This is a genomic window from Nonomuraea sp. MTCD27 (genome assembly GCF_041950495.1).
In the GTDB taxonomy this organism is placed as follows: Bacteria; Actinomycetota; Actinomycetes; order Streptosporangiales; family Streptosporangiaceae; genus Nonomuraea.
This window is the reverse complement of record NZ_JBGNUW010000004.1, coordinates 236555-258023: the sequence shown is the minus strand read 5'-3', so window position 1 is coordinate 258023 and position 21469 is coordinate 236555. Positions and strand designations below refer to the sequence as shown.

Genomic DNA, 21469 nt, shown 5'->3' with positions numbered 1-21469 from the left:
CGCCCTAGAACCGCCGGGACTCCAGCACGCTGCGCAGGAACTCCTGGGTCCGCTCGTGCTCGGGTGCGGTGAAGATCTGCTCGGGCGAACCCTTCTCCAGGAGCACGCCGCCGTCGAGGAAGCACACCGTGTCGGAGATGTCCCGGCAGAAGCCCATCTCGTGGGTCGTGAGGATCATCGTCATCCCCGACTCCTTGAGCTCCCTGATGATGCCCAGCACCTCCACGACCAGCTCGGGGTCCAGCGCCGAGGTGACCTCGTCGAGCAGCATCAGCCTGGGCTGCGTGGCCAGCGCCCTGACGATGGCCACCCGCTGCTGCTGCCCGCCGGAGAGCTGGTCGGGGTAGGCCCGCGCCTTCTCCGCCAGCCCGAACCTGGCCAGCAGGTCGTACGCCTGCTCCTCCGCCTGGCCCCGCGCCACCCGGTGCACCTGCCGGGGCGCCAGCGTGATGTTGTCCAGCACGGTCATGTGCGGGAACAGGTTGAACGCCTGGAACACGATGCCCAGCCGCTTGCGCACGTCGTCCACGTTCGTGCGGGGGGCGGTGATCTCCTCGCCCTCCAGGTGGATGGCGCCGTCGTCCACCGTCTCCAGCAGGTTGACGCAGCGCAGGAGCGTGGACTTGCCCGACCCCGAGGCCCCGATCAGGCTGACCACCTCGTGCGGGCGCACCTCGAGATCGATGCCGCGCAGCACGTGGTGGCCGTGGAAGTTCTTCCACACCCCCTCGATCGTCAGCAGGCTGTGTCCGATTGCCGGCTCGCTCATGCTCCGCGCCTCCTGCGGGTGCGGGCGGCCAGGTGGTCGGTGAACCTGGCCAGCGGGATCGTGAGCAGGATGAACAGCAGCGCCGCAGCCAGATAGGCCGTGTAGTCGAACGTCCTGGCCACGTGGATCTGCGCCTGCCTGAGCGCCTCCAGCGGCCCGATGGTGGCCACCAGCGCGGTGTCCTTCTGCAACGAGACGAACTCGTTCAGCAGCGGCGGCACGACCCTGCGGGTGGCCTGCGGCAGGACCACGAACCGCATGGTCTTGGCGTGGCTCAGCCCGAGCGAGCGGGCCGCCGCCACCTGGCTCGGGTGCACGGACTCGATCCCGGCCCGGAACACCTCCGCCACGTACGCGCCGTACGAGAGCGTCAGCGCGATGATGGCCAGCGTCACCAGATCGGTCGGGATGCCCTGGAGCCGGAGCGCCGGCAGCCCGAACCCGATGAGGTACACCACCAGGATGGTCGGCACGCCGCGGAAGATGTCGGTGTACAGCGTGGCCAGCGCCCGGATCGGGAAGAACGCCGGCGTCCTGATGCCCCTGGCCAGCGCCACCAGCAGGCCCACGACGAGGATCAGCGGCTCGGCGATGAGGAAGATCTCGATGTTGACCAGGAAGCCTTCCAGCACCTTGGGCAGCGCCTCGGCGAACTCATCGGCGTCGAAGAACGTCTCCTGCACCCGGGGCCAGCCCGGCGAGCTGGTGGCCACCCACACGACCAGGACGACGAAGATCACCGTCGAGGCCGTCGCGATCGAGGCCGAGCGGCGACCGTGCGACCTGCGTACCCGCTCCCGCTCGGCCTGCCGCTCCGACTTGACCCACTCGCTCATCGGAGCTCGGGAGCGCCCGCCGCCGAGCCGAGCCACTGCTGCTCGATCCTGGCCAGCTCACCCTTCGACTTCAGCGCGTCGACGGCCTTGTCCACGCACGGCTTGAGCGCGCTGCCCTTCTCCATGACCAGCCCGAACTCCTCCGGCGTGCCACCCGTCGAGCTGAACTGGCCCACGATCCTGGAGTTCTCCACCTGCGCGGCCGTCACGTAGAACGCCGTCGGCAGGTCCACGACCAGCGCGTCCACCTGATTGTTCTTCAGCGCGTTCACGGCGTCGATCTGCTCGTTGTAGACGTTGGGGTCGTCGGCGGGCTTGATGACGTTCTGCACCGCGTCGAGCGAGGTGGTGCCGACCTGTACGCCGATCTTCGCGTCCTTCAGCTCGGCCAGGCTCTTCGCCCCCGCGAACTTGCCGCTCTCGACCGTCACGACGGCCTGCTTGACCGTGTAGTAGCCCTTGCTGAAGTCGACCGCCGTGGCCCGATCAGGCGTGATCGAGACCTGGTTGACGTCGAAGTCGAACTGCTTCTCCCCCGGCGCGAACGCGGCGTCGAACTTCACCGTGTTCCACTGCACCTCGCTGCGGTCGAAGCCGAGCTCCCCCGCCACCGCGAACGCCACCGCGCTCTCGAACCCCTGCCCGTTGCTCGGGTCGTCGTCCTTGAACCACGGCTCGTACGCCGGCTTGTCGGTCCCGATGGTGAGCTTGCCCGGGTTGATGAGCTGGAGTTGCTCCTTGGTGCACGCGGTGGACGTCGTGGGGGCGGCGGCCGTGGTGGCCGGGTCGTCGACCGGTGCGCAACCCACCAGGGCCACGGCCAGCGCGAGCAGCATCAAGGGACGGGCCATGGCCGTGCCTCCAGGGGGAATGCCGAAAGAACGAGGGCATTCTACGCCGCCCGGATAGGGAATTACGTCCCCGGGTGCCCGCTCGCCACGGCGATCGGCCCACGTGGGCTCGCGTGACGGCGACCGGCCGGTGAAGGGTCAGAGGCCGTTTCCTGGAAGGCGCTCAGCCGAAGTGCGGCGGGTGGGTGGCCACGGCCCGCCGTGATGAATGGTTGGCCCGGACGCCCAGAACGGCGCGACGAGCCGGCCGCGAGCACTGCGAAGACCGCGAGAACCGGCTCGGAAGACTGCAAGAACCGCGAACATCCGCGACAACCGGCTCGGAAGACCGCGAGGGGCCGGCGAAAGCCGCGGGAAAATGAAAGGCCCCCGCGCGGAGCGGGGGCCTTCCGGTCGAACTCAGCTGGCGACGACCTCGACGTCCACGGAGGCGGAGACCTCCGGGTGGAGCTTGACGGTCACGCGGTGGGAACCGACGCTCTTGATCGGGTTGACGATCTCGATGCGGCGGCGGTCGAGGATCGGGCCACCGGCGGCCTTGACGGCGTCGGCGATGTCGCCCGTGGTGATCGAGCCGAACAGGCGGCCGGAGTCGCCCGCACGGGTGGCCAGGCGGACGCGCAGCGCGCCGAGCTGGCCGGCGACCTCCTTGGCGGTGCCGAGGTCGCGGATCTCGCGAGCGTCGCGAGCCTTGCGGATGGTCTCGATCTGCTTCTCGGCGCCCCGCGTCCAGCGCATGGCGTAGCCGCGCGGGATGAGGTAGTTACGGCCGTAGCCGTCCTTGACCTCGACGACGTCGCCAGGGGTGCCGAGGCCGGAGACCTCGTTGGTGAGGATGAGCTTCATATCGACAGGCCTCCTTAGCGCGCGGTGCTCGTGTAAGGCAGCAGGGCCACCTCACGCGCGTTCTTGATCGCGGTCGCCACGTCGCGCTGGTGCTGGGTGCAGTTGCCCGTCACCCGGCGCGCACGGATCTTGCCGCGGTCGGAGATGAACTTCCGCAGCAGCGCCGTGTCCTTGTAGTCGACGTAGGAGATCTTGTCGTGGCAGAACAGGCAAACCTTCTTCTTGGGCTTGCGCAGTGCCGGCTTTGCCATCGTGGTGCTCCTTTCAGAGCCCCGCCTTCAGGGCGGGAATGGACTCGGGCTTGTGGACTGGATTTAGAAAGGCGGTTCGTCGCTGAAGTCGTTGCCGCCGCCGCCGAAACCGCCGCCGCCGCCACCGCTCTGCTGACCGCCGCCGCCGAAGCCGCCGCCACCGCCCTGGTAGCCGCCGCCCTGGGGCGGGGCGGGCGACGCGGAGGCCCACGGGTCGTCGGCCGGACCGCCGCCGAAGCCGCCGCCCCCGCCGCCGCCTTGGCGGGAGGTGCGGTTGACCTTGGCGGTGGCGTTGCGCAGAGACGGGCCGACCTCGTCGACCTCGACCTCGTAGACCGTGCGCTTCTCGCCTTCCTTGGTCTCGTAAGACCGCTGCTTGAGCCGCCCCTGCACGATGACCCGCATGCCGCGCTGGAGGCTCTCAGCGGCGTTCTCCGCCGCCTGCCGCCACACGTTGCAGGTCAGGAAGAGGCTCTCGCCATCCTTCCACTCGTTGGTCTGTCGATCCATGAACCGCGGAGTGGACGCGATGCGGAATCGAGCCACCGCTTGCCCCGTCGGGGTGAAGCGCAGCTCCGGGTCGTCGACCAGGTTGCCGACGATGGTGATTACGGTGTCGCCTGCTGCCATGGCTAGCGCTCGCCTTCCTGCACGCCTTCGCTTGGGTTACGGCTCAGAGTACGGGGCTTCCCCGACAAAAGCCGGAGGTTAGTGCACGTCCGGACGCAGGACCTTGGTGCGCAGAATGCCCTCGTTGAGGTTCATCTGCCGGTCGAGCTCCTTGACCGTCGCGGGCTGCGCGGACAGGTCGATGACGGCGTAGATGCCTTCGGACTTCTTGTCGATGTCGTAGGCAAGACGGCGACGGCCCCAGACGTCGACCTTCTCCACGGTGCCGCCGTCGTTGCGGACCACGGTGAGGAACTGGTCGAGGGACGGCGCGACGGTGCGCTCATCGAGCGAAGGGTCCAGAATGACCATTACTTCGTAACGACGCATGCGGGACTCCAACCTCCTCTGGACTCTTGCGGTCACGACACTCTGCCGTGACAGGAGGACGCTGACGTCTGAACCCGGGCGGCCCCTTTCGGCACCCCGGGGCGATGGATCACCCATCACAACGCAGCTTGCCCAGGTTACCAGCCGCGAGTAGGTGGGAAGGCCTGTAGGAAACCAAGGGGGTGATGGTTGTGCCACACGTGCTTCAACCCTCCGAGAGGGAGCGGTTCAAGCTCACGCTCAACACCGACGGACGCCCACACCCGGTCGAGAACATGCTGGCCGTCGCCACGCTCGTGTGCGGTGTGGTCGCTTTCGTCGCGACGTTCTGGTCCTCGGCCCACATGATCGCGTCGTGGTTCGGCACGCTGGGTTTCGGTATGGGTCTCTATTCGCAGTACGTCTCGGCGACCACGCCGCAGCGCTCGCTCAACGTCGTCGGGCTCGTGGGCTCGTTCGTGGGCGCCGCGCTCGGCATCGCCCACGGCGGTTTCCTTCCCCACCCGTAAGCCCGCCCGCCCGTGAGCCCGTCCGTGAGCCCGTCCGTAAGTCCGCCCGTAAGTCCGCCCGTGAAGCTCGGCTCGCACAGCGACGGCCCCGGTGTACGTTCCCCGGGGCCGTTTGATATGTGACTCATCCACCGATGTGCAGATCTATCCCGAGCAGCACCAGGAACCACAGGAAGACCGCGAGCAACGCCTCCGCGAGATCCCTGAGCAGGCCCGGCGTGATGTAGTCGTACACCCAGGCGACATAGATGCCGATGATGACGTAGACCAATACGATCAGCGCTCGTAAGCGCCAGCGACTCATATGGCTTCTCCTCGGTAGGGGGTGCCAGCCGACTGCCCGTGGGCGCCCCCGCGAAACGGATAAGCTCGTTGACATGGTGCGCATCGGAGCTCATGTCGGTCAGGACGACCCCGCCGCCCACGCCGCCGAGGTGGGGGCCGAGGTGGTGCAGTTCTTCCTCGGCGATCCCCAGGGCTACGACAAGCCCGTGCTGCCCGCCAAGCCGGTCGAGGGCGTCGACATCTACATCCACGCCCCCTACCTGGTCAACGTGGCGACCACCAACAACCGCATCAGGATCCCCAGCCGCAAGCTGCTCGAGCAGCACCTGAAGGCGGCGGCCGGGCTCGGCGCCAAGGGCCTGATCGTGCACGGCGGCCACGTCAACAAGAGCGACGATCCGCAGATCGGCTTCGACAACTGGCGCAAGGTGTTCGAGCGCATGGAGTGCCCGATCCCCGTGCTGATCGAGAACACCGCGGGCGGCGGCAACGCGATGGCCCGCAAGCTGGATCGCATCGCCCGCCTGTGGGAGGCGCTCGACGGGTTCGACGTGGGCTTCTGCCTCGACACCTGCCATGCCCACGCCGGCGGCGAGGAGCTGATCGACGTGGTCGACCGGGTCAAGGCCATCACCGGCCGCATCGACCTCGTCCACTGCAACGACTCGCGCGACGACTTCGACTCGGGCGCCGACCGCCACGCCAACCTCGGCCAGGGAAAGATCGACTCCGAGCTGATCCTGGCCGTGTGCCGGGCCGCGGGGGCGCCGATCGTGGTCGAGACGCCCGCCGAGGGCCAGGCGGACGACATCGCCTTCCTGAGGAAGAACCTCTAGCGAATACACACAGCCTGTGGATAACTTCCCTGGATTACCAAGACGAGGAAACGGGTATAGAGATCAGCCCGCCCACGCGCCATCCAGGAACCTCAGGGCGTTCAGCAGCATGAGCGGCCCGGAAACAGCCGCATAGAGGACGAAGACCCACGCCCTCCTGGTCCCGACCTTGGCGAGCAGCACCCACAGCGGAAACCACAGCAGCAGCGAGCGCGGGATCGACAGGTAATAGGCCGACGTCATCAGGGCCGCCGCCTGCGTGCCGGTGTAGACGGCCTCGCTCCACCGCCGCAGGACCAGCAGCCACACCAGCGCGGCCACGACCACCACGACGCCGACAATCTCCATCCGGAAGGCCACCGAGAAGTCGTCGGAGCCCATGGCCGAGCGCCAGGTCGTCCGCCACGCCTCCCAGGGCCAGGCGAAGTCGCGTCCCCAGCCGGCCTCCTGGGCGTGCTTCCAGGCCAGCCAGTCGCCGGTCCGGCCGTACTGGTAATACGAGTACGCGGCCAGCGGCAGCACCGGCACGACCAGCCACCCGGCCCGCCGCACCGGCTCCGCCCGCATGACGAACTCCACCACCAGCGCCGCCGCGAGGAACAGCCCGGTGATCCGCACGCACGACGCCCCCGCGGCCAGCAGCACCGCCGCCGGCCAGCGCCCCTGCCGGGCGGCCAGCCACGCCGGGATCGCGAAGGCCAGGAAGAGCGACTCGCTGTAGCCCGCCGACAGGAACACCGCCATCGGGAACAGCAGCAGCCCCAACACGGCCATCCAGCCGTTCGCGCCCTCCAGCTCGGTCAGCCGGGCCAGGGCCACCATGGCCACCGCCCCCGCGACCAGCGAGACCAGCAGCCCGGCCGCCGCCCAGTCGTCCACCACGAGGTGCACGACCCGCAGCGCCATCGGCAGGCCGGGGAAGAACGCCGGCAGCCCGTCGTCCACAGGCCGGCCGGGCTCGCCGTCGTAGCCGTACTGGGCGATCGTGATGAACAGCGTGGCATCCCACTTGCGCCACCTGTCCGCGTACCCGGCCAGCGTCACGCCGAGCAGCGTGGCCACCAGCAGGCCGAACCGCGATCCGAACCAGAGCAGCAGCGCGTCCCGGCCGGCCGAGCGGGTGATCATTTGGTGACGGAGGCCAGCGTGAACCGGTCGGGGGCGTCGTCGAACACGCCACCCGCCTGGTCGTCGATGTCGGCCTGGCGTACCACGTCCTTCTCGGGACGCAGGATGTCACGCACCACGAACGCCATCATGATCCCGATCGTGATGATCCGGCCCCAGACGGCGGTGAAGTAGGTGTCGTCACCGATGCCCAGGTCGTCGCGGTCGAGCGGCGGCTGGGAGAGCAGGTAGAGCCAGATCGCGGCGAAGTACCAGACCTCGGCGAGCTGCCACAACGCCAGCGGCTTCCAGTTGGGCCTGGCCAGCACGGCGAAGGGCACCAGCCACAGCACGAACTGCGGCGACCACACCTTGTTCGTGATCATGAAGGCGGCCAGCGCCAGGAAGCAGATCTGCGCCAGCCGGGGCCGGCGCGGCGCGGCCAGCGTGAGCACGGCGATGCCCAGGCACAGGAGGGCGAGCGACACCATGCCCATCGTGCTCACGTCGCCCTCGCCCAGGACCGGCGTGCCCTTGGTCTGGAAGAACAGCCAGGCCGAGCCCCAGTCCACCCCGCGTTCCTGGGAGAAGACGTAGAACCTGCTCCAGCCCTCCCACGCGAAGATCATGAACGGCAGGTTGACCACGAGCCAGGCGACCGCGGCCGACCCCATCGTGACCAGGAACGGCCGCCATCGCGCGGTGCGCAACGTCAGCAGGAACAGCGCCCCCACGAACATCAGCGGGTAGAACTTGGTCGCGATCGCCAGCCCCAGCAGCACCCCGGCCGGCACCTGCTGACGCCGCTTCCAGGCCAGCAGCATGCCCATCGACAGCGCGCCGGCGACCAGATCCCAGTTGATGTAGGCGGCCAGCACCACGGCGGGCGAGATGGCGTACCAGAGCGGGTCCCACCGCCGCGTCGGCCCCGCCACCGCGGCCATCAGCAGCACGCCCACCACGAGGCAGATGCCGAGCAGGATCACCGTCAGGTCGTAGAACCGGACCGCCTGCGCGACCTTGTCCGGCGTCAGCGCCCGCGCGATCCAGCTGATCACCTGCATGACCTCGCCCAGGACCACCGGGTACTCGACCTGCTTGTCGAACGGCACCTGGGCGAAGTACGGGTTCTGGGTGTCCAGCGCCCGGTCGAAGTAGAGCGGGTAGATGTCGGTGTAACAGAAGTTGGTGTAGGTGGAGACCTGGTCGTTCCACCCGCCGGTGCGGCACGGCAGCCGCACCACGTACGCCAGGCTCGCCCCCAGGGCGGCGATCAGTCCCAGAGGCAGGTAGGGCACGGCACGCGCCACCCAGGGGGCGCGTGCCTCAGTGCTCGTCACTGGACTTGTCACTGGTCCTCTGGCCTGGTGGACCTCGGCTGCGTGCCGCTGGTTCTCGGGTCGGGCGCGGAGCCGCCGCCCGCGACCCCCGAGTCGTCGGCGGTCTGCGGGAAGCCGCCGCCGTCGTCGGTGGTCACGTCCTCGTCGGGAACGGTGGCGTCGCTGTCGTCACAGCCGATGAGGCAGTCGCCGTCGGTGCCGTCGTCGAACGGGTTGTCGCTGTCGAACGGGTTCTCGTCCGGCGTCGGCGTCGGCGTGGGCGTCGGGCTCGGCACGATGTTCTCCGGCACGCCGACCTCGGCCCGGTCCGGGAACTGCTCGACGGGCAGGCCCTCGTGGGCGAGCTGCATGAACTTCTGCCACACGATCGTGGGCGGGCCCGCGCCCTCGAAGCCCAGGGAGACCTCCTTGGGCATGGTGTACGGGTTGGTCGGGCCGTACTTCTTGCTGCCCTTGCGGCTGCTCGGGCAGTTGGAGTGCTGGGGCGGGACGACCTTGCCCGCCTTGGTCACGCACTGCTCGCGGTAGAACCCGACGGCGGTGGAGATCTGCGGCGTGTAGCCGACGAACCAGGCCTCCTTCTCGTCGTTGTTCGTGCCGGTCTTGCCGGCGGCCGGCCTGGAGCCCAGGCCCTTGCCCGCCGCGGTGCCCGACTTGAGCACCTCCTGCATGGCGATCGTGGAGTCGGCGGCGACGCCCGGGTCGATGACCGACTTGGCGGCGAGCTGCTCACCGTAGGCGAGCTTGCCGTTCAGCTTGACTTCCTTGACCACGTGGTAGCGGGTGTACTTGCCGCCGTTGGCGAAGATGGCGTAGCCCGCCGCCTGTTCCACCGGCGTCACCAGCGCGCTGCCGATGGCGAACTGGTAGTGGTGCACCTTGACGTCGTCCTGCATGCGCTTCTCGTTGAAGCCGGCCGCCTCGACCAGGTTCCTGACGTCCTTGAGCTGGTTCGGCAGCGCGTACGCCATCGACACGAACGCCGTGTTGACCGACTGGGCGGTGGCCTTGATCACGTCCACGGCCGCGCCGACGTTGTGGCTGTTCTTGATGCCGCCCTCCTGCTGGCCCGGCAGCTCCTTCGGCACCGTCTGGTTGCCCGGCACGTAGCTCTTGAGCGAGTAGCCGGCCTGCAGCCAGGCCGCCAGCACGTACGGCTTGAACGCCGACGCGGCCTGCTTGGTCGACTGGAAGGGCTCGTTCCAGGGGTCGGTGAGGTAGTCGTCGCCGCCGTAGAAGGCCAGCACGCGCCCGTGCTTCGGGTCCACCGCGGCCAGGCCGGCGTGGAACTCCGTGGACATGTTGTAGGCCTGCATCGTGCTCTTCACCGCGGTCTTCGCGGCCTGCATCAGCTCCCTGTCGAAGGTCGAGATGATGTCGTAGCCACCGCTCCTGACCTCGTCACGGGTCAGGCCGCGCCCCTCCAGCTCCTTCAGGACCTCCTCGACCATGTAGCCCTTCATGCCGGCCATCTCGTTGTTGCCGGCGGACTTGCGGGTCTTCGGGAACTGGGCGGTCTGCGGGAGGTTGCCGTACTTCTCCGGCCACTGCTCGGCCATGTACTGGATGACGGTCTTGAACCGTTCCTTGAGCTCGGGGGCGTCGTGGTCCCAGTTCGGCTGCTGGATGCGCGCGGCCAGGTAGGCGCCCTGCTCGGGGGTCAGCTTGGCGGCGGTGACCTTGTCGCCGAAGTACGCCTTCGCGGCGGCCTCGACGCCGTACGCGCGGCCGAAGTTGATGGTGTTGAGGTAGTTGGCCAGGATCTCGTCCTTGGTCAGGGTCTCGTCGAGCTTGACCGCGACGAAGATCTCCATGACCTTCCGCTTGATGGACACTTCCTGGCTGAGGCCGTCGTAGTAGTTACGGGCCATCTGCTGGGTGATGGTGGAGGCGCCCTGGAGCTGCTGCCCGGTCGCGGTCATCCACACGGAGCGGAACATGCCGGAGATGGAGATGCCGGAGTCCTCGTAGAACGTCTTGTTCTCGATGGCCACCGCGGCGTCCTTGACGTTCTGGGACATCCTCGAGATGGGCACGATCTCGCGCTTGAAGCCCAGCTGGGCGATCTCGTGCTTGCCGTCCCGGAAATAGATGGTGCTCTGCTGGGCCGTCGCCTCGGCCTGGGCGGTGGTCGGGACCGGGGTGTTGGCGTACGCCACCATGATCATGCCGAAGAAGCCGGCCGCGAGCACCACGACGCCGACCACGACGATCTTCCAGCTCGGGACGAATCTGCGCCAGCCGCCCCGGCCGCCGCCGCCCTTCTTCGTCGGGGGCCCCGGGGGGACGGGTGGCTCACCCTGCCCGCGCCGGCGCGACCGCCGCGGGGCGTCGCTAACGATCGTCTCCTGGTTACTCACCGTGTTCGTGTCCTGCCGGGCGCGGGAGCGCGCCGGCGGCTGCTCGGCGTGGCGCTGCGGCGGCTCCGGGCGGACCGGATATCGCTCGGTGCGGCCGGGCTGCTGCTCCTCGCGCCTCGGCGGCTGCTGGTCATAAGGCTGCGCGGCCATGGCGCCGGTCTGCTCATAAGCGGCTTCCGGACGACGCGGCGGGGCCGCCGCACCCCAACCCGACTCGCCGGTTTGGGGTGCTGGACCCTGGGGCAAAGAACGGGATGAGCTGGAGCGACGGCGCCTCCCCGGGCGAGCCGTCCCCTCGTTCATGCTGTTACTCACACGTCCTCGCAACGTCGTCGGAACAAAAACGGCGGTTGGGCGTGAGGTTTCTCGCCGCCCTCGATCTTCACGCTTGGCCGACGAGGTCAGGCGGTCCGTTCCCGAGGACGTACGAAACCGTCAGGTGATTCCAGGAACAACCTTGGCAGACCTCGACAACGTACACCCGGAACTCATCGTAATCATGAGCCATGGCGACGAGTTCTGATGTGACCTTTGCCTGACCGGCATGCCGTCCGAGGGACTCCCCGTAGACATAGGTCACGTTGGTGACGTTCTCCTTTTCGCAGACCGGGCAGAGGCGTTCGGTCGGCTCGCCGAAGTGGCGCGCCGCGCGAAGGAGGTAGGGCTGTGCGTCGCAGATGTCGCCGCGCGAGGCGTACCCCGCGCGCAGGGATCGGACCACCGCCCGTTTCGCGAGGCCGTAATCCACCACCCCTCTCTGTGACCACATGAGCGCCAGACTACGGCGTTTTACGGGTTCATCCCAACGGCTTGGCAGATTCGTAGATTGCGGCCATATAGCGACTCGACGTATCCTCAGGATGTATCGGCTCGATACATCGACGCGAGAGGGGGCGGTTCCATTGGCCAGCGGACAGGGCAGGGTCTTGGAACTGGCCGTGCTCGGGTCGCTGCACGAGACGCCGCTCCACGGCTATGAGCTGCGCAAACGGCTCAACGCCCTGCTGGGGATGTTCCGTGCGTTCTCCTACGGGTCGCTGTACCCCTGTCTGCGATCACTTCTGGCTCAGGGCCTCATCGCGGAGGAGCAACCCGCTCCCGCCACGATCGTCGGCGGCAGGTCGAAGATCGTCTACAAGCTGACCGCCGAGGGCAAGGAACGGCTGCAGGACATGCTGACCCAGGCCGGTCCCTCCGCCTGGGAGGACGAGAGCTTCGGCGTGCACTTCGCCTTCTTCCGGCACACGGAGGCCGAGGTGCGGCTGCGCATCCTCGAGGGCCGCCGCAGCCGGCTGGAGGAGCGCCTCGACGCGGTGCGCACCGCGCTGGCGCGCACCAGGGAGCGGCTCGACAGCTACACGCTCGAGCTGCAACGTCACGGGCTCGAGTCCGTCGAGCGCGAGGTGCGCTGGCTGAACGAGCTGATCGCAACAGAGCGTCGGGCCTCGTCAGAGGAGAGGCCCGAAAGAGATACCACGTCAACTGATGAGTAAGGGAGCGAGTGCGATGGGTTCGGTTCGCGTGGCCATTGTCGGTGTCGGCAACTGCGCGTCGTCGCTGGTCCAGGGCGTTCACTACTACAAGGACGCCGACCCGGAGACACGGGTGCCGGGCCTGATGCACGTGAAGTTCGGCGACTACCACGTCGGCGACCTCGAGTTCGTCGCGGCGTTCGACGTGGACGCCAAGAAGGTCGGCCGCGACCTGTCCGAGGCGATCGTCGCCAGCGAGAACAACACCATAAAGATCACGGATGTGCCGCCCACGGGGGTGACGGTCCAGCGTGGCCACACCTTCGACGGCCTGGGCGAGTACTACCGGGAGATCATCGAGGAGTCCGACGAGGAACCCGTCGATGTGGTCCAGGTCTTGCGTGACAACCAGGTCGACGTCCTCGTGTCGTACCTGCCCGTGGGTTCGGAGGAGGCCGACCGCTTCTACGCGCAGTGCGCGCTGGACGCGAAGGTGGCGTTCGTCAACGCGCTGCCGGTCTTCATCGCCTCCGACCCGGTGTGGGCGGAGAAGTTCACCCAGGCCGGGGTGCCGATCGTCGGTGACGACATCAAGTCGCAGGTCGGCGCCACCATCACGCACCGGGTGATGGCCAAGCTGTTCGAGGACCGCGGGGTGGAGCTGCTGCGAACGTACCAGCTCAACTTCGGCGGCAACATGGACTTCATGAACATGCTGGAGCGCACCCGCCTCCAGTCGAAGAAGATCTCCAAGACGCAGTCGGTCACCTCGCAGATCCCGCACGAGATGAGCAAGGCCGACGTGCACATCGGGCCGTCGGACCACGTGCCGTGGCTGGACGACCGGAAGTTCGCGTACGTGCGGCTGGAGGGCCGGTCGTTCGGTGACACCCCGCTGAGCCTCGAGTACAAGCTGGAGGTCTGGGACTCGCCCAACTCGGCGGGGATCATCATCGACGCGGTACGGGCGGCCAAGATCGCCCTCGACCGCGGGACCGGCGGGCCGATCCTGTCGGCCTCCTCCTACTTCATGAAGTCGCCGCCGAAGCAGTTCTCGGACGACGAGGCCCGTGACTACGTCGAGAAGTTCATCCGGGGTGAGGTCGAGCGCTGACCCCCTGCCGGCGGCGCGTCCTCAGAGGCGCGCCGCCGGGGGCAGCTCGTCCCGGGAGGCGGGCTGCCAGGTGAGCGGGTCGCAGCCGAGCTCCGCCAGCAGCGGCACCTGCTCCCGGCACCACGGCGAGATCGCCAGCAGCCCGTTCTGCGCCGCCTCGGCGAACTCCTTCCACGGCATCCACCACGTCTCCCCCACCTCCTCGGGGTTGGGCGAGACGGGCGAGTCGACGACGACCCGATAGACGGGGCACAGCTCGTGCTCCACGATGCCGTTGGCCATGACGGCGCGGTAGGAGAAGGCGGGCAGCAGCAGGTCGGCGCCGCCGGCGGTGAGCCCCAGCTCGTAGGAGAGCCGGCGCACGACCGCCTGGTCCAGCGGCTCGCCGGGCATCGGATGGCCGCAGCAGCTGTTGGTCCAGACACCCGGCCAAGTGATCTTGTGATCCGCCCTCCTGGTGAGCAGCACGCGGCCTTCACGGTCGAAGACGTAGCTGGAGAACGCCAGGTGGAGGGGGGTTTCCCGGCCGTGCACCGAAGTCTTGGGCGCGGTGCCGAGTGCGTGGCCGGCACGGTCAACCAGCACAACGTGTTCCTCGATCGTCACGCTATGAAGCGTACGAGATCATGGGCACCGCTCGGAACCCGTTGTTCACCTGCCGCACCAACCTCCGCGGATCCTGAAGGACTGGTACGGAGCTAGGCTGACGGCGTGTCTTTTGTCGCCGATCTCCGCGTCGTCCTGCGGGGCAGGGACTTCAAGCGGCTGTTCGGCACCCGGCTGGTCTCCCAGTTCTCCGACGGGATCTTCCAGTTCGGCGTGACCGGATTCGCCTTCTTCAGCCCTGAGAACCAGACGACCGCGCTGGAGGTCGCCGCCGGCCTGGCCGTGCTGCTGTTGCCGTACAGCGTGCTCGGTCCCTTCGTCGGCGTCTTCATCGACCGATGGTCGAGGCGGCAGATCCTGGTGGTGGCGCCCTTCGTACGCGGGCTGCTGCTGCTCGTGGCCGCCGGGCTGGTCGCCGCCGACGTGCCCGATCCGGCGTTCTACGCGGCGGCGCTGCTCGTGCTCGGCGTCAACCGGTTCTTCCTGGCCGCGCTCGGCGCCTCGCTGCCGCACGTGGTGCCCGCCGAGCGGCTGATCGCGGCCAACGCGGTCACGCCGACCTCGGGGACGGTGGCCACGTTCATCGGCGCGGGCGTGGGGTTCCTGCTCCGGGAGGTCCTGGGCGGCGGCGACCTGGGGGTGGCGCTGCTGCTGGCCACGTCCGGCGTGGTGTTCACGCTGAGCGCGCTGGTGGCGCGGACGATGGACCGTCAGCTCCTCGGCCCGTGGCCCGATCCGAACCGGCCGCAGGCGCGCCAGGCCCTGCGCAACGTGCTCACCGGCCTGACCGACGGCGCCAAGCACCTGGTGGGGCACCGGGTGGCCGCCGCGACGATGGGCGCGATGGCCACTCACCGCTTCCTGTTCGGCATGTCCACCGCGCTCGGCATCATTCTCTACCGCTACTACTTCACCGACGGTGACGCCGAGGCGGCGCTGCGCGGGATCAGCCTGGTGGTGATCGGCGCCGGCATCGGCACCGCCCTCGCCGTGATCATCACCCCGTACACGACCGAGTGGTTCGGGATCGAGCGGTGGGTGCAGATGGCGCTGGCCGGGGCCGGGGTCCTGACGGCGGCGCTGGTGCTGCCGTTCCAGGAGTGGGGCCTCCCGGTGGCCGGGTTCGTGCTGGGGCTGGCCGGGCAGAGCGTCAAGATCTGCGCCGACACGACCGTCCAGCGCGACGTGGAGGACATCTACCGGGGCCGCGCGTTCTCGATCTACGACATGCTCTTCAACGGCATGTACGTGCTCGCCGCGGCCCTGTCGGCGACCATCCTGCCGGCGGACGGCAAGTCGTACGTCGCCGTGGCGATCATCTCGCTCGGCTACCCCCTCGCGGCGCTGGGCTACCGGATGATCACTACGGCGTCACGTGCCAAGGCTGTTTGACCTGGCCCACTCCAGCAGCGCCTCGGTGGCCGCCTCCTTGCCGATCATGCCCTTGTCGAGCCTGAGGTCGAGCAGGAACTTGTAGGCCCGCCCCACCACCGGCCCCGGCCCGATCCCGAGCACCCGCTGGATCTCGTTGCCGTCGAGCTCGGGGCGGATCTTGGCCAGCTCCTCCTCGTCGGCGAGCCGGGCGATGCGCTCCTCGAGCTGGTCGTAGGTACGCGACAGCGCCGCCGCCTTGCGCTTGTTGCGGGTGGTGCAGTCGGCCCTGGTCAGCTTGTGCAGCCGGGCCAGCAGGTGGCCGGCGTCGCGCACGTAGCGGCGCACGGCGCTGTCGGTCCACTCGCCGGTGCCGTAGCCGTGGAAGCGCAGGTGCAGCTCGACCAGGCGGGAGACGTCGGCCACCACGTCCTTGGGGAACTTCAGCTCCGTCATCCGCTTCTTGGTCATCTGCGCCCCGACCACCTCGTGGTGGTGGAACGAGACCCGCCCCCCGGCCTCGTGGCGGCGCGTCTTGGGCTTGCCGATGTCGTGCATGAGCGCCGACCAGCGCAGGATCCGGTCGGGCTTGCCGTCCTCCTCCAGCGCGATGGCCTGGTCGAGCACGGTCAGCGTGTGGTCGTAGACGTCCTTGTGGCGGTGGTGCTCGTCGATCTCCAGGCGCAGCTTGGGCAGCTCGGGCAGCACGTGCGCGGCCAGGCCGGTCTCCACCAGCAGCCGCAGGCCCTCGCGCGGGTTGGCGCCGCAGATCAGCTTGTCGAGCTCGTCACGGATGCGCTCGGCCGAGACGATCTCGATGCGGTCGGCCATCGCGGTCATCGCCGCCAGGGCCTTGCCGTCCACGGCGAAGCCGAGCTGCGAGGCGAACCTCGCGGCCCGCAGCATGCGCAGCGGGTCGTCGTCGAAGGAGCGCTCGGGGGTGCCCGGCGTGCGCAGCAGCCTGGCGCGCAGGTCGTCGAGACCGCCGTACGGGTCGACGAACTCGTGGCCGGGCAGGCGTACCGCCATCGCGTTGACGGCGAAGTCGCGCCGCTCCAGGTCGGCCTCGAGCGTCTCGCCGTACATGACCTCGGGCTTGCGCGACTTGGGGTCGTAGGACTCGCTCCGGTAGGTCGTGATCTCGATCAGCCAGCTCCCCTTGCGCAGGCCGACCGTGCCGAAGTCGATGCCGATCGTCCAGACGGAGTCGGCCCAGTCCCTGACGATCTCGAGCACCCGCTCCGGGCGGGCGTCGGTGGTCAGGTCGAGGTCATTGCCGATGCGGCCGAGCAGGAGGTCGCGCACGGGCCCGCCGACCAGGGCCAGCTCGTGGCCCTGCGCGGCGAACAGGCGGCCGAGCTCGTCGGCCACCGGGGCGATCTTGCGGAACAGGTCGGTCATGGCCTGCTGCTGGCTTTCGGTCAGAGTTGAGTCGGACAAACTCAGTCGGTCCTTTTGCTTCCGGAACATATCCCCCGAGCCACACCAGGTCCGGGTTACCGTCGGTCAAGGGACCGTCGGGGGCCATGGAACAAGGCAAGGAGGACTATATGAAGGACGCCCTCGCGATCCACCGCTGGCTCCTCGCACACCAGGTCCATCATGAGATCGTACGCCTTCCGCGTCCCATGACATGCGCGGAAGAGCTGCCGGAGACGGTCTCCGCAGCACCCGAGAGGTGCCTGATGGTCACGGTGCTCGAAGTCACCACCAGGGTCGGCAGCGAGGTCGTCGTCGGGGTCACCTCCCCCGTCTCGTCGCCGCCCACGCCGGGAGCCGTCGGAGGGTTGCTCGGCGCGCGCCAGGTACGTCCCGCACCGGCACACGTGGTCAACACGACCACCGACTACGCCGACGGGCTGGTGTGCCCGCTGCTCCTGCCGGAGTCGCTCCAGATGCTCATCGACGATCGGCTGTCCATGGACACCGAGCCGATCTTCACCGCCACCGGCGAGCGGCACACGGCCCTGTGCATACGTGCGCTCGACCTGCTGGCCTTCCTGCCAGGCAAGATGGTCGACCTGAGCGGATCGCGCCCGAGAGGATCACGTGGGGCGGTCGCGCGACGGCACTGAACCCGTACCATTGCGGGCGTGCGTCGTCGTAGTCAAGCCCGGGCATCCGCGTGATCCGTAAGGCCACGCTGCTCGCCGCGCTGTCCGTCGCGTTGCTCGCCCCGGTGGTGGCGGCGGCGCCAAGCACCGCTGCCACGAAGGCGAGCACCGCCGCTCGGCAGACGCTCTCCGTGGCGATCACGTCGATCACGCCGGAGGTGCCGAAGAACCTGACCGATGTGATCAAGTTCACCGGCACGCTCCGCAACGACACGGGCTCGCCCCTCTACAACGTCTTCGTACGCCTGCGCTACGACGCGCAGCCGTTCACCGACCGCGCCGCCATGGCCGCCTACCAGGCCGACCAGAACACCGCGACCCTGCCGCGCAGCGTCTCCTCCAACTCGTCGACGGTGATCGCGTCGCTGGCCCCCGGCGCCTCGGCGCGCTGGGAGTTCACCGCGACCCCCGTGCAGCTCGGCTACCGCTCGTTCGGCGTCTACCCGGTCGCCGTCGACGTGGCGCCCAACGGCGTGTCCATGCAGACCCAGCGCACCTACCTGACGTACGCGCCGGCCACGGTGCCGAAGCCGCCGCGCAACAAGCTGGCCGTCGCGCTGCCCGTCATCGACCAGCCGCACCGGGCCACCGACGACGCCGTGTTCGTGGACGACAAGCTGAGCCAGTCGCTGGCCGGCAAGGGGCGCCTGGCCGACCTGGCGACCATCGCGCAGTCCGCCCCGAGCAGCGTCACCTGGGTCGTCGACCCGGCGCTGCTCGACGACCTCAACATGATGACCAAGGGCTACAAGGTCAAGACCAAGGACGCCGAGGAGGCCAAGCCGGCCAGCACGGCGGCCTCGCAGTGGCTGACGACCATGCGCACGGCGCTGGCCTCCTCTCCCGTGGTCGCGGTCCCGTACGCCGACCCCGACGTCGCGGCGCTGGCCCACCAGGGGCTGGACACGCAGACCAGCCGGGCGATCGAGCTGGGCGGGCAGACCGCCAAGGCGCTGCTCAGCGACAAAGCGAAGACCAACGTCAACTGGCCGGCCGCGGGCGTGATCGACGCCGACGCGCTCGACCTGCTCTCGGTCAGCAAGGTCGACACCGTCCTGCTCAACTCCACCAACCTGCCGCCGCAGCAGCCCGTCACCACCACGCCCGACGCCGCCGCGCGGCTCGACTCGGTGACCGGCCCCGTCACCGCCCTGGTCGCCGACGCCGAGCTGAGCCGCCTGTTCGAGCCGGCCTCCAGCACGTCGGTGCTGCTCAGCACGCAGCGCTTCATCGCCGAGACCGCGATGATCGCCACCGAGCCCGGCCAGACCAGGCCGCGGTCGCTGGTCGTCGCCCCCTCGCGGCGCTGGGACCCCAACCCGGCGCTCGTCACCGCCCTGCTGAAGGCCGCCACCCGACTGCCGTGGCTGCAGCTCACCACGCTGGAGTCCATCAAGCCGAGCAAGGCGTCCGTCCCGCGCGCCGGCCTGGCCTACACCGAGCAGAACCGCGGCGAGGAGCTGACCCGCAAATATCTGGCGCCGGTCAAGGACGCCTGGTCGAAGGCGCAGCTCACCGCGCTGATCAAGGAGGTGAAGACGAAGTCCGCCTTCGACGCGGCGGTGCTGCGGCTGACCTCCTCGGCCTGGCGCAACAGCACGCGCGCGGGCCGCGCGCTGACCAAGACGGTCAGCGCGGCCGTCAACGCCAGGACCGCCGCGATCCAGATCACCGGCCCCGACCGGCCACGCACGCTGGCGGGGAGCAACGGAGTGGTGCCCATCAGCGTGAAGAACTCGCTGAGCACCTCCGTCGAGCTCTACATCGACGTCAAGTCCAACAACCCCGACCTGCTGCAGGTCGACTTCGTGCAGGAGGAGCCGCTGCCGATCGGCGGCGGGCAGAGCGGCACCGTCCAGGTGCCGATGAACGCCTCCATCAGCGGCGACGCGACGGTGACCGTGCAGTTGCAGACCGCCGACGGCCAGCCGTACGGCGAGCCGCAGCGGCTGACCATCCGCACGACCGGCTACACCGGCATCGCGCTGGTGATCGTGGGCGCGGCACTGACCGTGATGCTCGCCGCCGTGGTCACGCGGCTGCTGCGGCGCAGGTCGGAGCGGAAGGTCGCGCGGGCCGCCAGGAACCGGGAGAGTGAGACCGTATGAGCCGCATGCTTCGGGCCAGCGCCATCATGGCGGCGGGCACCATGGTGTCCAGGGTCACGGGGTTCGTGCGGACGATGGTGCTCGCCTACGCCATCGGCACGGCGGCGCTGGGCGACGCCTACAACGCGGCCTACGCGATCCCCTACAGCATCCTCGACCTGCTGCTCCTGGGCGTGCTGAGCAGCGTCGTGGTGCCGATGATCGTGCGCGCCCAGCAGCACGACGAGGACGGCGGCCGGGCCTACGAGCAGCGGCTGCTGACGATCTCCACGGTCGCGCTGGTCGTGGTCGCGGCGGCCGCCGCGCTGGTCGCCCCGCTGCTGATCGACCTCTACACCGACTGGGACGCGGGCAGCAGGAGGTTCGAGGTCGCGGTCACGCTGGCCCGGTTCATCCTGCCGCAGCTCGCCTTCTTCGGCGTGGGCGCGGTGGCCGGCGCCATCCTCAACACCCGCGACCGCTACGGCGCCCCCATGTGGGCCCCGGTGGTCAACAACCTGGTCGTCATCGTGGTGTTCGTGATCTACGCCGTGATCGGCACGGGCGGCGACATCGACAAGGTGACCGACGGCGACCTGGCGCTGCTCGGCCTGGGCACCACGGCCGGCATCGTGGCCCAGGCGGTGGTGCTGATCCTGGCGCTCAGGCGGGCCGGGTTCTCCTTCGTGCCCCGGTTCGACCTGCGCAACGCGCGGCTGGGCGAGATGGCCAAGGCCGGCGTCTGGACGATCGGCTACGTGGTGGTCACGCAGCTCGGCTTCGTGCTGACGACCAACCTGGCCAGCTCGGCGGGCAACGTGGTCGATGGGCACGGCATCAGCCCGTACACGCTGGCGTTCCAGCTTTTCCAGCTCCCGTACGGCGTCATCGGCGTCTCGGTGATCACCGCCATGCTGCCGCGGATGAGCCGGGCGATCGCCGAAGGGCGGTTCGGGGACGTGCGCGGCGAGTTCGGGTCCAGCGTCCGGCTCGTCTGCTCGCTGATGGTGCCCGTGTCGCTGCTGCTGATGGTGCTCGGGCCGGCGATCACCGTGCCGATCTACGGCCACGGCGCCAACAGCGTGGCCGACGCCGTCTACATCGGCAACGTGCTGCAGGTCTACGGGCTGGCGCTGGTGCCGTTCGCGGTGTTCCAGCTCCTGCTCCGGGTGTTCTACAGCTTCGGCGACACCCGCACCCCGGTGTTCATCGGGGCGGGCACCACGGCGGTCAACGCGATGCTGATGGTGCTGTTCTACGTGGCGCTGCCGGCCCGGTACGCGGTGATGGGGCTGGCCCTGGCGTACGCGATCGCGTACGCGCTCGGCGCGGTCCTGGCCTGGTGGCTGGCCAGCCGCCGCGTCCAGGGGCTGGGCGGCTGGACCGTCGGCATGGCGCTGACCAGGATGTACATCGCGTCACTGCCCACGGCGGTGCTGGCGCTGGCGGCGGTCTGGGTGGTCACCGGGGTGTTCGGCGGGCTCGGTTTCCTCAACTCGATCATCGTGCTGGCGATCGGCGGCGGGCTGGGGATGTTGCTCTATCTCGGCGTAGCCCACAGAATGCGCATCCCGGAGGTCAACTCGATCGTTGGGATGGTCGCGAGGCGGGTAGGTCGGTAAAGAACGCGGGCGGAATCTACTCGGCACTACCATGGAGCCCGACACGCGCGAATGGAAGCAGGAGGGGCGTGGGCGGATCCACCCGGCATAGCGT

22 protein-coding genes are annotated in these 21469 nt (G+C 68.9%); 8 read left to right on the top strand and 14 right to left on the bottom strand.

Annotation, left to right across the window (positions count from 1 at the left end; genetic code table 11):
• Window positions 1-4 precede the first annotated feature (4 nt).
• The 7 genes from ACBJ59_RS13380 to rpsF form a co-directional block, all read right to left on the bottom strand.
• Window positions 5-769: an amino acid ABC transporter ATP-binding protein gene (locus ACBJ59_RS13380; protein ID WP_375110464.1), complete on the bottom strand. Its 765-nt coding sequence runs from the start codon at window positions 767-769 to the stop codon at window positions 5-7.
• Entirely contained in the window at window positions 766-1605 is an 840-nt protein-coding gene (locus ACBJ59_RS13375; RefSeq protein ID WP_375110463.1) for an amino acid ABC transporter permease, read from the bottom strand. Before ACBJ59_RS13375 ends, ACBJ59_RS13380 begins: the two co-directional genes overlap by 4 nt.
• Window positions 1602-2456, bottom strand: a complete 855-nt coding sequence (locus ACBJ59_RS13370; RefSeq protein WP_375110462.1) for an ABC transporter substrate-binding protein — start codon at window positions 2454-2456, stop codon at window positions 1602-1604. Before ACBJ59_RS13370 ends, ACBJ59_RS13375 begins: the two co-directional genes overlap by 4 nt.
• Before the next feature lie 399 nt (window positions 2457-2855).
• Window positions 2856-3302: a 50S ribosomal protein L9 gene (gene rplI / locus ACBJ59_RS13365; RefSeq protein ID WP_364111643.1), complete on the bottom strand. Its 447-nt coding sequence runs from the start codon at window positions 3300-3302 to the stop codon at window positions 2856-2858.
• Between the two features lie 14 nt (window positions 3303-3316).
• Complete coding sequence (gene rpsR / locus ACBJ59_RS13360; RefSeq protein ID WP_020543048.1) at window positions 3317-3553, bottom strand: 30S ribosomal protein S18; 237 nt, start codon at window positions 3551-3553, stop codon at window positions 3317-3319.
• A 63-nt stretch (window positions 3554-3616) separates the two neighbouring features.
• On the bottom strand, window positions 3617-4183 hold the full coding sequence (locus ACBJ59_RS13355) for a single-stranded DNA-binding protein (protein WP_375110461.1): 567 nt from the start codon (window positions 4181-4183) through the stop codon (window positions 3617-3619).
• Window positions 4184-4261: 78 nt separating this feature from the next.
• On the bottom strand, window positions 4262-4552 hold the full coding sequence (gene rpsF / locus ACBJ59_RS13350; protein WP_106242878.1) for a 30S ribosomal protein S6: 291 nt from the start codon (window positions 4550-4552) through the stop codon (window positions 4262-4264).
• 200 nt (window positions 4553-4752) lie between these two features.
• Between rpsF and ACBJ59_RS13345 the strand changes: the two genes are divergently transcribed.
• A complete protein-coding gene (locus tag ACBJ59_RS13345; protein WP_375110460.1) occupies window positions 4753-5061 on the top strand; it encodes a hypothetical protein in 309 nt (102 codons plus the stop codon).
• Between the two features lie 124 nt (window positions 5062-5185).
• Here ACBJ59_RS13345 and ACBJ59_RS13340 read toward each other — a convergent pair whose 3' ends face one another.
• Window positions 5186-5365, bottom strand: a complete 180-nt coding sequence (locus ACBJ59_RS13340; RefSeq protein ID WP_375110459.1) for a hypothetical protein — start codon at window positions 5363-5365, stop codon at window positions 5186-5188.
• 73 nt (window positions 5366-5438) lie between these two features.
• Between ACBJ59_RS13340 and ACBJ59_RS13335 the strand changes: the two genes are divergently transcribed.
• On the top strand, window positions 5439-6182 hold the full coding sequence (locus ACBJ59_RS13335; protein WP_375110458.1) for a deoxyribonuclease IV: 744 nt from the start codon (window positions 5439-5441) through the stop codon (window positions 6180-6182).
• A gap of 63 nt (window positions 6183-6245) precedes the next feature.
• Here ACBJ59_RS13335 and ACBJ59_RS13330 read toward each other — a convergent pair whose 3' ends face one another.
• The 4 genes from ACBJ59_RS13330 to ACBJ59_RS13315 form a co-directional block, all read right to left on the bottom strand.
• Window positions 6246-7310 carry a mannosyltransferase family protein gene (locus tag ACBJ59_RS13330; RefSeq protein ID WP_375110457.1) on the bottom strand — a complete coding sequence of 355 codons (1065 nt, stop codon included), beginning with the start codon at window positions 7308-7310 and terminating at the stop codon, window positions 6246-6248.
• Complete coding sequence (locus ACBJ59_RS13325; RefSeq protein WP_364111630.1) at window positions 7307-8629, bottom strand: glycosyltransferase 87 family protein; 1323 nt, start codon at window positions 8627-8629, stop codon at window positions 7307-7309. Before ACBJ59_RS13325 ends, ACBJ59_RS13330 begins: the two co-directional genes overlap by 4 nt.
• A gap of 8 nt (window positions 8630-8637) precedes the next feature.
• On the bottom strand, window positions 8638-11139 hold the full coding sequence (locus ACBJ59_RS13320) for a transglycosylase domain-containing protein (protein ID WP_375110456.1): 2502 nt from the start codon (window positions 11137-11139) through the stop codon (window positions 8638-8640).
• A gap of 232 nt (window positions 11140-11371) precedes the next feature.
• Window positions 11372-11758 (bottom strand): DUF5318 family protein, encoded by a 387-nt coding sequence (locus ACBJ59_RS13315; RefSeq protein ID WP_375110455.1) that lies wholly within the window; start codon window positions 11756-11758, stop codon window positions 11372-11374.
• A 133-nt stretch (window positions 11759-11891) separates the two neighbouring features.
• Here ACBJ59_RS13315 and ACBJ59_RS13310 point away from each other — a divergent pair, with 133 nt between their 5' ends.
• Entirely contained in the window at window positions 11892-12482 is a 591-nt protein-coding gene (locus ACBJ59_RS13310; RefSeq protein ID WP_364111624.1) for a PadR family transcriptional regulator, read from the top strand.
• A 13-nt stretch (window positions 12483-12495) separates the two neighbouring features.
• The gene (locus ACBJ59_RS13305) at window positions 12496-13575 is read left to right on the top strand and encodes an inositol-3-phosphate synthase (protein WP_375110453.1); all 1080 of its coding nucleotides are present in this window, start codon (window positions 12496-12498) and stop codon (window positions 13573-13575) included.
• Between the two features lie 21 nt (window positions 13576-13596).
• On the opposite strand, the gene idi is transcribed toward ACBJ59_RS13305, so the two are convergent.
• Window positions 13597-14181, bottom strand: coding sequence for an isopentenyl-diphosphate Delta-isomerase (gene idi, locus ACBJ59_RS13300; protein ID WP_375110452.1), 585 nt, complete (start codon window positions 14179-14181; stop codon window positions 13597-13599).
• A 105-nt stretch (window positions 14182-14286) separates the two neighbouring features.
• On the opposite strand from idi, the gene ACBJ59_RS13295 reads away from it, so the two are divergent.
• Window positions 14287-15573: an MFS transporter gene (locus ACBJ59_RS13295; protein ID WP_375110451.1), complete on the top strand. Its 1287-nt coding sequence runs from the start codon at window positions 14287-14289 to the stop codon at window positions 15571-15573.
• On the opposite strand, the gene ACBJ59_RS13290 is transcribed toward ACBJ59_RS13295, so the two are convergent.
• Window positions 15553-16953, bottom strand: coding sequence for a CCA tRNA nucleotidyltransferase (locus ACBJ59_RS13290; RefSeq protein ID WP_375110934.1), 1401 nt, complete (start codon window positions 16951-16953; stop codon window positions 15553-15555). The genes ACBJ59_RS13295 and ACBJ59_RS13290 overlap by 21 nt on opposite strands.
• A gap of 149 nt (window positions 16954-17102) precedes the next feature.
• Here ACBJ59_RS13290 and ACBJ59_RS13285 point away from each other — a divergent pair, with 149 nt between their 5' ends.
• From ACBJ59_RS13285 to murJ, 3 genes are read left to right on the top strand one after another with little or no spacing between them, the layout of a single operon-like run.
• On the top strand, window positions 17103-17627 hold the full coding sequence (locus ACBJ59_RS13285; RefSeq protein ID WP_364111614.1) for a YbaK/EbsC family protein: 525 nt from the start codon (window positions 17103-17105) through the stop codon (window positions 17625-17627).
• A gap of 50 nt (window positions 17628-17677) precedes the next feature.
• Window positions 17678-19774 (top strand): DUF6049 family protein, encoded by a 2097-nt coding sequence (locus ACBJ59_RS13280; RefSeq protein ID WP_375110450.1) that lies wholly within the window; start codon window positions 17678-17680, stop codon window positions 19772-19774.
• Window positions 19771-21375 (top strand): murein biosynthesis integral membrane protein MurJ, encoded by a 1605-nt coding sequence (gene murJ / locus ACBJ59_RS13275; protein WP_375110449.1) that lies wholly within the window; start codon window positions 19771-19773, stop codon window positions 21373-21375. The genes ACBJ59_RS13280 and murJ overlap by 4 nt, the downstream gene beginning before the upstream one ends.
• Window positions 21376-21469 lie beyond the last annotated feature (94 nt).

Excerpts from the sequence above, each read along its gene's own strand:
- ACBJ59_RS13380 (WP_375110464.1), bottom strand. The coding sequence starts at position 769 with ATGAGCGAGCCGGCAATCGGACACAGCCTGCTGACGATCGAGGGGGTG.
- ACBJ59_RS13375 (WP_375110463.1), bottom strand. The coding sequence starts at position 1,605 with ATGAGCGAGTGGGTCAAGTCGGAGCGGCAGGCCGAGCGGGAGCGGGTA.
- ACBJ59_RS13370 (WP_375110462.1), bottom strand. The coding sequence starts at position 2,456 with ATGGCCCGTCCCTTGATGCTGCTCGCGCTGGCCGTGGCCCTGGTGGGT.
- rplI (WP_364111643.1), bottom strand. The coding sequence starts at position 3,302 with ATGAAGCTCATCCTCACCAACGAGGTCTCCGGCCTCGGCACCCCTGGC.
- rpsR (WP_020543048.1), bottom strand. The coding sequence starts at position 3,553 with ATGGCAAAGCCGGCACTGCGCAAGCCCAAGAAGAAGGTTTGCCTGTTC.
- ACBJ59_RS13355 (WP_375110461.1), bottom strand. The coding sequence starts at position 4,183 with ATGGCAGCAGGCGACACCGTAATCACCATCGTCGGCAACCTGGTCGAC.
- rpsF (WP_106242878.1), bottom strand. The coding sequence starts at position 4,552 with ATGCGTCGTTACGAAGTAATGGTCATTCTGGACCCTTCGCTCGATGAG.
- ACBJ59_RS13340 (WP_375110459.1), bottom strand. The coding sequence starts at position 5,365 with ATGAGTCGCTGGCGCTTACGAGCGCTGATCGTATTGGTCTACGTCATC.
- ACBJ59_RS13335 (WP_375110458.1), top strand. The coding sequence starts at position 5,439 with ATGGTGCGCATCGGAGCTCATGTCGGTCAGGACGACCCCGCCGCCCAC.
- ACBJ59_RS13330 (WP_375110457.1), bottom strand. The coding sequence starts at position 7,310 with ATGATCACCCGCTCGGCCGGCCGGGACGCGCTGCTGCTCTGGTTCGGA.
- ACBJ59_RS13320 (WP_375110456.1), bottom strand. The coding sequence starts at position 11,139 with ATGGCCGCGCAGCCTTATGACCAGCAGCCGCCGAGGCGCGAGGAGCAG.
- ACBJ59_RS13315 (WP_375110455.1), bottom strand. The coding sequence starts at position 11,758 with ATGTGGTCACAGAGAGGGGTGGTGGATTACGGCCTCGCGAAACGGGCG.
- ACBJ59_RS13305 (WP_375110453.1), top strand. The coding sequence starts at position 12,496 with ATGGGTTCGGTTCGCGTGGCCATTGTCGGTGTCGGCAACTGCGCGTCG.
- ACBJ59_RS13290 (WP_375110934.1), bottom strand. The coding sequence starts at position 16,953 with ATGACCGACCTGTTCCGCAAGATCGCCCCGGTGGCCGACGAGCTCGGC.
- ACBJ59_RS13285 (WP_364111614.1), top strand. The coding sequence starts at position 17,103 with ATGAAGGACGCCCTCGCGATCCACCGCTGGCTCCTCGCACACCAGGTC.
- murJ (WP_375110449.1), top strand. The coding sequence starts at position 19,771 with ATGAGCCGCATGCTTCGGGCCAGCGCCATCATGGCGGCGGGCACCATG.